Origin of the sequence: Chitinophaga costaii, assembly GCF_900094705.1 — a bacterium.
In the GTDB taxonomy this organism is placed as follows: domain Bacteria; phylum Bacteroidota; class Bacteroidia; order Chitinophagales; family Chitinophagaceae; genus Chitinophaga; species Chitinophaga costaii.
This window is the reverse complement of the sequence record NZ_FMAR01000020.1, coordinates 34,182-43,116: the sequence shown is the minus strand read 5'-3', so window position 1 is coordinate 43,116 and position 8,935 is coordinate 34,182. Positions and strand designations below refer to the sequence as shown.

Here is an 8,935-nt window from a genome sequence, read left to right as displayed (position 1 = left end):
GGACACCCTTGCTCTTGGCTAATGGTTGGCGATTACATACCCCCATAACGGACTTACACCGTCTAGTTTATCGCCATGCGTGGCGCACCAAAAAAAAGGCCGGCAGTAAAAAACTGCCGGCCTCCAATATCATGCATCCTTACACACCATCTTCCTTAATCTTATCCAACAACTTCTGCAACGGCACGGTGGCAAACGACGAGGCGTAGTCAGACAATCCATATGGGATAATCAGCTCCTCATTATGCACCATGCTACCGCAGGAGTAGAGTACATTGGGCACATAGCCTTCCCGTTCGTCTTTGTTGGGGATGAGCAGTGGTTCGCGCAAGCGGCCTATTTCAATGGTAGGGTCTTGTAAGTCCAGCAGGCAGGCACCTATGCAATAAGTACGCATGGGACCTACGCCGTGCGTAATCATCAGCCAGCCTTCCGGTGTTTCTATGGGGCTGCCGCAATTGCCTATCTGTACAAACTCCCAGGGATGTTTGGGCGTTTGCAATATCTGCGGGTTTTCCCACACAGTGATGCGGTCGGAGTACATGATATAATTATTGAACCCATCTATGCGGGAGATCATCGCGTACTTGCCGTTGATCTTGCGGGGAAATAGTGCCAGGTTTTTATTTTGGGCACCTTCTCCATACAGTGGCATGATCTTGAAGTTGTAAAAATCGCGGGTCATCATCAGCTTGGGCTGTATGGTGATGCCGTCGAAGGCGGTGTAGGTGGCGTAGTATTTTACATCACCGTCTTCGCTGATATACTTTACAAAACGGGCATCTTCAATGCCCCGGCTTTCTGCTTCGGAGTAAGGGAAGATAACCCGGTCGGAGATATCGGTATCCAGGGAAAAGTTAAGTTCATAGTAGGCGTCGGCCAGCCATAGCAAGCGTTCCAGCGACTTTTTCAGCAAATGGTCTTCCTGGTAGCGCTGCTGCATATCGCGGATGGCGCGTTTAAGACCTACGTAGTCGAACTTCTCTTCCAGGCTATCTTGCACTTCCTGCATCACGCTATCGGGCAGTTTAATGGAAACGGCGTTTTGGAAAAAGCTACTTTTATGGTATTCGGCGTTGCGGATAATTTCTGCTTCGTCTACATAATTCCCGGTGGGAACCAGGTCTATTTCATTATCCCGGTTAATGATACCGCGCCGGAAGGCGATAGAGGAAATATGTCCTTCTCCTACGGCGCGAAAACTCAGGATCACCCGTTTTTCTCCATCTTCCAGCCCGCTCTGATCTACATCTTCAATAAGGGAGGGATTAAAGAAGGCTGCCGATTCGATGGAATATTCATTGGTGAAGTAAGAGCCAATGAGCAGGCGCCGCTTCAGGTCCATGTTATCGTAGTTAATTTCCAAGGCGTTAAACAGCACCTTTAGTTTGTCGGCATGCCGCTCAAATATGCGGGTAATGTTGCGGTGACGTTTGGAAAATTCCCGGAGTATAGGCGTTATTGTTACATCCACCTCACTATCGGTCATGGATACTACTTTCTGGATAATGGCTTTGGCGCGTGCTTCGCCATTGAAAAAAAAGCGGGCCACTACGCGTTTAAGGTCAGGTGCTATCTTGTTAGCGTGTCGCTCTACTGGCAATCGCATAAGTTCGGGTTTTTTATAGTATATGGGGCCATGAAAGGCAGTTCCATGGCCATGCTGTGAATTTATTTTAATTCAAATCCATCCGGTAAAAAAGCGCCTTTTTTAATGACCACAATACCTTCTTTGATCGTATATTTTTCAAAGTCCCCATCTTGCAGGTGAGTACCACCCAGTATTTTCACATCGTTGCCAATGCTGCAATTTTTATCAATGATGGTGTTGTTGATTTCACAACGTTCTCCTATACCGATCAAGGGTTTGCCGGTGGCAATAGACCGGTTAATCTCGTCCAGCGTCTGGTAGAAGTCATTGCCCATAATATAACTGTTGGTAATCACCGTATCCTTGCCAATGCGGGTACGGATGCCTACTACACAGCGTTCCAATCTCTTGGCCAGGATGATAGAACCTTCGGCAATCATGGTTTTATTCAGTGTGGTACCCGATATTTTGGCCGGCGGCAGCATACGTGCGCGGGAGAAAATAGTGCGGGTGCTGTCAAACAGGTTGAAGCGAGGCACGTCGTCAGTCAGTTCCAGGTTGGCCTCGAAGAAGGCAGGAATATTACCGATATCTGTCCAGTACCCTTCATATTGGTAGCTTACTACTTTGTGCGTGTTAATGGAGTCGGGTATAATTTCCTTACCGAAGTCGGTAGCATGAAACTGCCGGGTCATCAGCTCATTAAAAAGTGTGTCACGGTTAAAGATATAGATGCCCATCGAGGCCAGGTATACGCGGCCTTCGGCCTGCATTTCACCACTCACCTCACTTTCCCAGCCAAAACGGTCATCCCCCTTGGGCTTTTCGATGAAGGAAGTAATGTAGTTATTGGCATCTGTTTTCAATATTCCAAAATCACTGGCATCCTTGGCATTTACCGGGATAGTGGCGATCGATATCTGGGCTTCACTTTCTATATGATGCTGCAACATGTCGCGGAAGTCCATTTGATAGAGCTGGTCGCCAGACAGGATGAGGATATATTCGAAGTCGTAATTTTCAATATGGTGCAGGCACTGGCGTACGGCATCTGCGGTACCCTGGTACCAGGTGGGGTTGTCCGGTGTTTGTTCGGCGGCCAGAATATCTACGAATGCTTTGCTGAAATGGCTGAAATGGTAGGTGTTTTTGATGTGTTTGTTAAGCGACGCAGAGTTGTATTGAGTTAATACAAAAATGCGGTTCATGTCGGCATTCAGGCAATTGGAAATAGGAATATCCACCAGGCGATATTTTCCGGCCACAGACACGGCTGGTTTAGAGCGGCTGCGGGTGAGGGGAAACAAGCGGGTTCCGGCGCCTCCGCCCAGTATGAGAGAAATTAAGGCGTTTGACATAACTACTGTTTTAATGATTTATAAAGATCCAGGTATTGTTGGGCGGATCTATCCCAGGAGTGGTCGATCAGCATGTTGGCTTTACGCATTTTAAGCAGTTTTTTTTCGTCGGCATATAATTCTATAGCCCTCCCAATGGCATGGATTACATCGTAGGAGGAGGCATGAAGGAAACGTACGCCATTTCCGCCCTTGTCGCCAAAGTCGGTTACAGTGTCGCGCAGGCCACCGGTACTGCGTACAATGGGGATGGTACCATAACGCAGGGCGTACATCTGATTAAGGCCACAGGGCTCTACCCGCGATGGCATTAGCAGAAAGTCGCTGCCCGCATAGATATGATGGGAAAGCACTTCATCATATCCAATAAATAACTGGAAGTTGCCGGCGTTTACGGCCCTTGTTTGTTCCAGCATCCATTCGATATGTGGATCTCCGCTGCCCAGTACCAGGAAATTGAGCTTACCGGCCTGTTCATACAGCGCCCGGCCTATCACATCCGGCAGCAGGTCTGCGCCCTTGTCGCCCACCAGGCGGCCTATAAAGGAAAACAAAGGCAGCGAAGGGTCCAGGTCGAACCGCTCGCACAAGGCCAGCTTATTGGCTTGCTTACCCTTGGCCACCGTAGTAGGTTTATAATTGGCCGGCAGCATATTGTCCTTAGCCGGATCCCATACCTGGGTGTCTATACCGTTGAGGATGCCGGAGGTTTTGCCCATTTCATAGTTCAATAAATCCTGCAAGCCGTTGGCATCCTGATATAATTCCTGCATATAACCGGGTGATACGGTGGTTACCTTCCAGGCGCTTTTAATGCCGGCGGCCAGGGGATTGATGGCATTATTCCAACCCAACAGCCCGCCCTTGGCAGGATCAAATGCTGGCAGCCGGTAAAACTGTTCCCAGCCAAACTGACCCTGGTATTGGGCATTGTGAATGGTCAGTACCGTGGGTACGCCACGAATGCGGTGGTATTTAAAAGCATGTTGTATTAAAAAGGGGATGAGGCCTGTGTGATGATCGTGGCAGTGGATCACATCCGGAGTGTGGACCCATTCGTTGATCCAGTCCAGCACCGCGATCTGGAAGGCCAGGAAGCGTTCTGTATCGTTCCAGGCGCCATACACCTGGGCCGAATTAAATAAGTCGGGTATTTCCACGAGGTAGAGGTCAAACCCCAGGAGGTTAGTTTTCTCCTTCAACACATTAAAATGATACCACTGTTGGCCCACCCATACGCCCGATTGATGCACCTGTTCAAATTCATGGGTTTCTATAAAACGGGTGCGGTAAGCTGGTAGCACTACTTTTGCAATATCTCCGGCTTGCTGCTGGTACTTTGGCAAAGCACCTACCACATCACCCAAACCGCCTACTTTGGCAACCGGGTAACACTCTGCGCTGACGTGAATAATTTCCATGCTATATAAATAAAAGTTGAATGCTGCTGGTCATTGTCTTAAAGCGTGCAGTTTTGCCAGGAAACCTGCAAAACATCATTTACATACGATTGAACACAAGCTCTGGGAAAATCACAAATCAAAGCGCCTGCCAAAAAAGGTATAAAGCAAGCCGTATGTGAGCATTCCTTATAACGTGCAATAATGGGGCAAAACATATGCGATATTATGCGATATTTTGCATGAATCGAAGCTTTCGAATCAACCAGCATTTTAATGGTGGTGCCCAACAGGTTAGCTTATATTTGTAAAGGTAATTGCTTTCATCATATGCCGTGCAGCTAGCTTATAATAAATACAGTGGAACCCTGTTACTTTACAAGGTTCCCGTAATAAGGGCATGATCCGGGCCGCGCTTGCCCCGCTCCCTTGCCCCGTTTGTCTTTTGACTGCCCGCCTGTTAATTAATACTACTTTTTATGGAATTTGGCCGCGTACCAGAAGAAACGCTGAACGACATCGATTTCAAACTGCCTGCCGAACCGGCATTCAATAAAGGCGTACTCAAAGGCAAGCCGGTGAAGAAACCCAAGCTGTACCTGGGATGCGCCAAATGGGGCCGCAAGGAATGGATCGGCAAGATATACCCGCCGAAGACCAAGGAAGCCCAGTTCTTGGATCATTATGTACAACATTACAACAGTATAGAACTCAATGCCACGCATTATAAAATTTATGGCCCTGCTGCCATCCAGCAATGGGCAGACAAGGCCCGTGGCAAGCCATTTCTTTTTTGCCCCAAAGTACCCCAAAGCATCAGCCATTACAGCTCTTTGGTCAATGCCGGCCCGCAAACGGACGCCTTCCTGGAAGGGGTGATGGCTTTTGGCAAACACCTGGGCCCCATTTTCCTGCAACTGAGCGACCGCTATTCCCCCCAGCGCCGGGACCAGTTGTATCAATACCTGGAAACCCTGCCCCGCGACCTGCAATGGTTTGTGGAGGTGCGCCACCCCGATTGGTACAGCGATGAGGCGGTGCGCCGCACGCATTTTGATACCCTGCGTAAACTTGGGGTAGGTGCCATTATTACCGATGCCGCCGGGCGTCGCGACTGCCTGCATATGGAATTGCCAGTGGCCAAAACCTTTATCCGCTACGTGGGCAATAGCCTGCATCCCACCGACTACACCCGTATAGATGATTGGGTAAACCGCATCCATTACTGGTTGCAACAAGGCTTGCAGGAATTGTATTTTTTCATGCACATGCACAATGAAGCCTTTTCCCCCGAGCTTACGGTGTATCTCGTGGATAAATTGCAACCTTTTGTGGAAGTGGAATTGCTAAAACCCAGGTTTATGACGGAGGAAGGGATTCCCCCTGCTCCCCTGTTTTAAACTTTATCCTGGGCATATCCTACGCGCAGTATGGGCTCGTTATAGGCGCAAGGTGCCTTCATCCCGCGCACCTGCCTTCATCCCGCACGTTGCAACACGGCATTACCCTATTTAATCACCAGACTTTTATTCCCCGGTGGAATGTATTATTTTTAAGGCTTCACGAAACTGATACGGGCCCGAGTGGCCACCTGATAAGATGATGAAAGAAGCTTTACGCCAACTCTCCGCAGATATGGAGGGCATCCTGTACACTGACGACACCATGCGTACCCTGTACGCTACCGACGCCTCCGCTTACCGCGAAATGCCGCTGGCCGTAGCCATACCCGCCGGGGTGAACGACCTGAAATTATTGATTGCCTTTGCCCGCCTACATCATACTTCCCTCATTCCCCGCACCGCCGGCACTTCGCTGGCCGGGCAGGTGGTAGGCCACGGCATTGTGGTGGATGTATCCCGCACATTTACCAAAATACTGGAACTGAATGCCCAGGAAAACTGGGTGAGGGTACAGCCCGGGGTGATCCGCGATGAGTTAAATCTCTTCTTGAAACCCCACGGCCTGTATTTTGGTCCCGAAACCTCTACGGCCAACCGGGCCATGATAGGCGGTATGGTGGGCAATAACTCCTGCGGATCTAACTCTGTGGTGTATGGCAGTACCCGCGATCACCTGCTGGAAGTAAAGGCCCTGCTGAGCGATGGATCGGAAGTGACCTTTGGGGCGCTGAGCCTCGATGATTTTGAGGCCAAATGCGAAGCCCCTCCCTCCCTGGAAACAACATTGTACCGCGAAACCCGCCGCCTGCTGGGCAATCATGCCACCCAGGCGGAAATCCGCCAGGAGTTTCCGCGTAAAAGCATTACCCGCCGCAATACCGGCTACGCAGTGGACCTGCTGGTAGACACCGCCCCCTTTACCGCCGGCACGGAGGATTTTAATTTCTGTAAGCTGCTGGCCGGCTCCGAAGGTACCCTCGCCTTTATTACGGAAATAAAACTGCACGTAAACCCGCTGCCACCCAAAGAAACGGGACTGCTCTGCGTGCATTTCCATTCCATAGATGAAGCGCTGCGGGCCAATATTATTGCCATGCAATTTAAGCCCAGCGCCAGCGAGTTGATAGACCACTACATCCTGGAGTGTACGAAAGATAATATAGAACAAAGTAAAAACCGCTTCTTCGTACAGGGCGATCCTGGTGCCATCCTGGTGGTGGAGTTTCTACGCAACGAACGCGATGCGATCCGGGAAATAGCCGGACAACTGCAAACCGCGCTGGAAGCAGCCGGGCTGGGGTATCATTTTCCCCTGCTCTTTGGAGATGACAGCAAAAAAATATGGAGCCTGCGCAAAGCCGGCCTGGGCCTGCTCAGCAACTTGCCCGGCGATGAAAAGGCCGTGCCGGTGATCGAAGACACTGCAGTAGCCGTGGAAGACCTACCCGCCTATATCCGCGATTTTAATGAGATACTGGCCAAATACGGCCTCTATTCCGTTCACTATGCACACGCCGGCAGCGGGGAAATTCACCTCCGCCCTATCCTGAACCTGAAAACCGCCGAAGGCAATCAGCTTTTCCGCACCATTGCCGAAGAAATTGCCACGCTGGTGAAAAAATACAAAGGCTCGCTCAGCGGGGAACATGGAGATGGCCGCCTGCGCGGGGAATTTATCCGCCAGATGGTGGGCGAAAAGAATTACGAACTCCTTCGCAATATCAAACAACTCTGGGACCCCCAGCATATTTTTAATCCGAATAAAATTGTAGATACGCCCAGCATGAACAGTATGCTGCGCTACACACCGGGCCAGCAAGCCCCCGATCTGAAAACGATTTTCCATTTCCCCCACCAAACACTGCTCCAGCATGCGGAGCAATGCAATGGTTCGGGCGACTGTCGCAAAACACCAGCCAGTGGCGGCACCATGTGTCCCAGCTACATGGCCACCCGCAATGAGAAAGATACCACCCGCGCCAGGGCCAATATTCTCCGTGAGTTTCTGACCCACTCCAAAAAGGAAAATAAGTTTGATCACCAAGAGATCTATGAAGTGCTGGATCTGTGCCTGGCCTGCAAGGGCTGCAAGTCGGAATGCCCGTCGAATGTGGATATGGCCAAACTAAAGATGGAGTTCCTGCAACATTATTATGATGCCAACGGCGTGCCCCTGCGCGCCCGCATGATTGGCAACATTGCTAAACTGAACGGACTGGCATCCCTGGCACCCCGCATGTATAACGCCATTACCGGCGATCATGCTGTAGGTCAGCTTATTAAAAAATGTTCCGGCTTTGCTACCCAGCGCGCGCTGCCTACTTTGTATAAAACCACGCTGCGCCACTGGTACCAAAAGGTATGGCTGCCGGCGCGCCCCGCCAGCAATTACCGGCAGCAGGTGTATTTGTTCTGCGATGAATTTACCAACTATAACGATACGGAGATTGGCATAAAAACGGTACAACTGCTGGATGCATTGGGCTATGAAGTACTGCTCATTGCGCATCCGGAAAGCGGGCGTGCATATATGTCGAAAGGCCTGCTGCGCAAGGCCCGCACACTGGCTGAAGAAAATGTGCGGCGATTCTCCGGCATCATCAGCGCCCACACACCTTTGCTGGGCATAGAGCCTTCGGCCATCCTGAGCTTCCGCGATGAATATCCCGACCTGGTGAGCGAAGCACTGCGGCCTGCCGCCCATGCCCTGGCACCCCACGTTTTCCTGGTAGATGAATTCCTGGCCGCACAGGCAGATGCCGGCTTTATTACAGCCAACCAATTTACCAGCGATACGCGGCAGATAAAACTACACGGACACTGCCAGCAAAAAGCATTATCCGCCATAACCTACAGCAAAAAAATATTATCGCTGCCGGCCAATTATGCGGTAGACGTAATACCCAGCGGATGCTGTGGAATGGCAGGTTCTTTCGGGTATGAAAAAGAACATTACGACCTTTCCATGCAGATCGGTGAAATGGTGTTATTCCCTGCCGTGCGGCAGGCCTCCGCAGATACCCTGATTGCCGCCGCCGGCACCAGTTGCCGCCACCAGGTAAAAGATGGTACCGGCCGCAAAGCGCAGCACCCTGTGGAGATTTTGCATGCAGCGCTGAAGTAAAAAGTTAGTCCATAAATAATTCAATGTTTTGCCGCCTTTACGCACTGGCTAATATTTGA

The 8,935-nt window shown here is 50.6% G+C and carries 5 protein-coding genes; 2 read left to right on the top strand and 3 right to left on the bottom strand.

The window, feature by feature from the left end; genetic code table 11:
* Window positions 1-139: 139 nt before the first annotated feature.
* The 3 genes from GA0116948_RS19685 to GA0116948_RS19675 all read right to left on the bottom strand — a co-directional run bounded on the left by GA0116948_RS19685 (window position 140) and on the right by GA0116948_RS19675 (window position 4,370).
* A complete protein-coding gene (locus GA0116948_RS19685; protein WP_089715429.1) occupies window positions 140-1,609 on the bottom strand; it encodes a glycoside hydrolase family 130 protein in 1,470 nt (489 codons plus the stop codon).
* Between the two features lie 62 nt (window positions 1,610-1,671).
* Complete coding sequence (locus GA0116948_RS19680) at window positions 1,672-2,949, bottom strand: glucose-1-phosphate adenylyltransferase (RefSeq protein ID WP_089715427.1); 1,278 nt, start codon at window positions 2,947-2,949, stop codon at window positions 1,672-1,674.
* Between the two features lie 2 nt (window positions 2,950-2,951).
* Window positions 2,952-4,370 carry a glycogen synthase gene (locus GA0116948_RS19675; RefSeq protein ID WP_089715425.1) on the bottom strand — a complete coding sequence of 473 codons (1,419 nt, stop codon included), beginning with the start codon at window positions 4,368-4,370 and terminating at the stop codon, window positions 2,952-2,954.
* Window positions 4,371-4,828: 458 nt separating this feature from the next.
* Between GA0116948_RS19675 and GA0116948_RS19670 the strand changes: the two genes are divergently transcribed.
* On the top strand, window positions 4,829-5,749 hold the full coding sequence (locus GA0116948_RS19670; RefSeq protein WP_089715423.1) for a DUF72 domain-containing protein: 921 nt from the start codon (window positions 4,829-4,831) through the stop codon (window positions 5,747-5,749).
* A 199-nt stretch (window positions 5,750-5,948) separates the two neighbouring features.
* Window positions 5,949-8,876: an FAD-binding and (Fe-S)-binding domain-containing protein gene (locus tag GA0116948_RS19665; protein WP_240619270.1), complete on the top strand. Its 2,928-nt coding sequence runs from the start codon at window positions 5,949-5,951 to the stop codon at window positions 8,874-8,876.
* Window positions 8,877-8,935 lie beyond the last annotated feature (59 nt).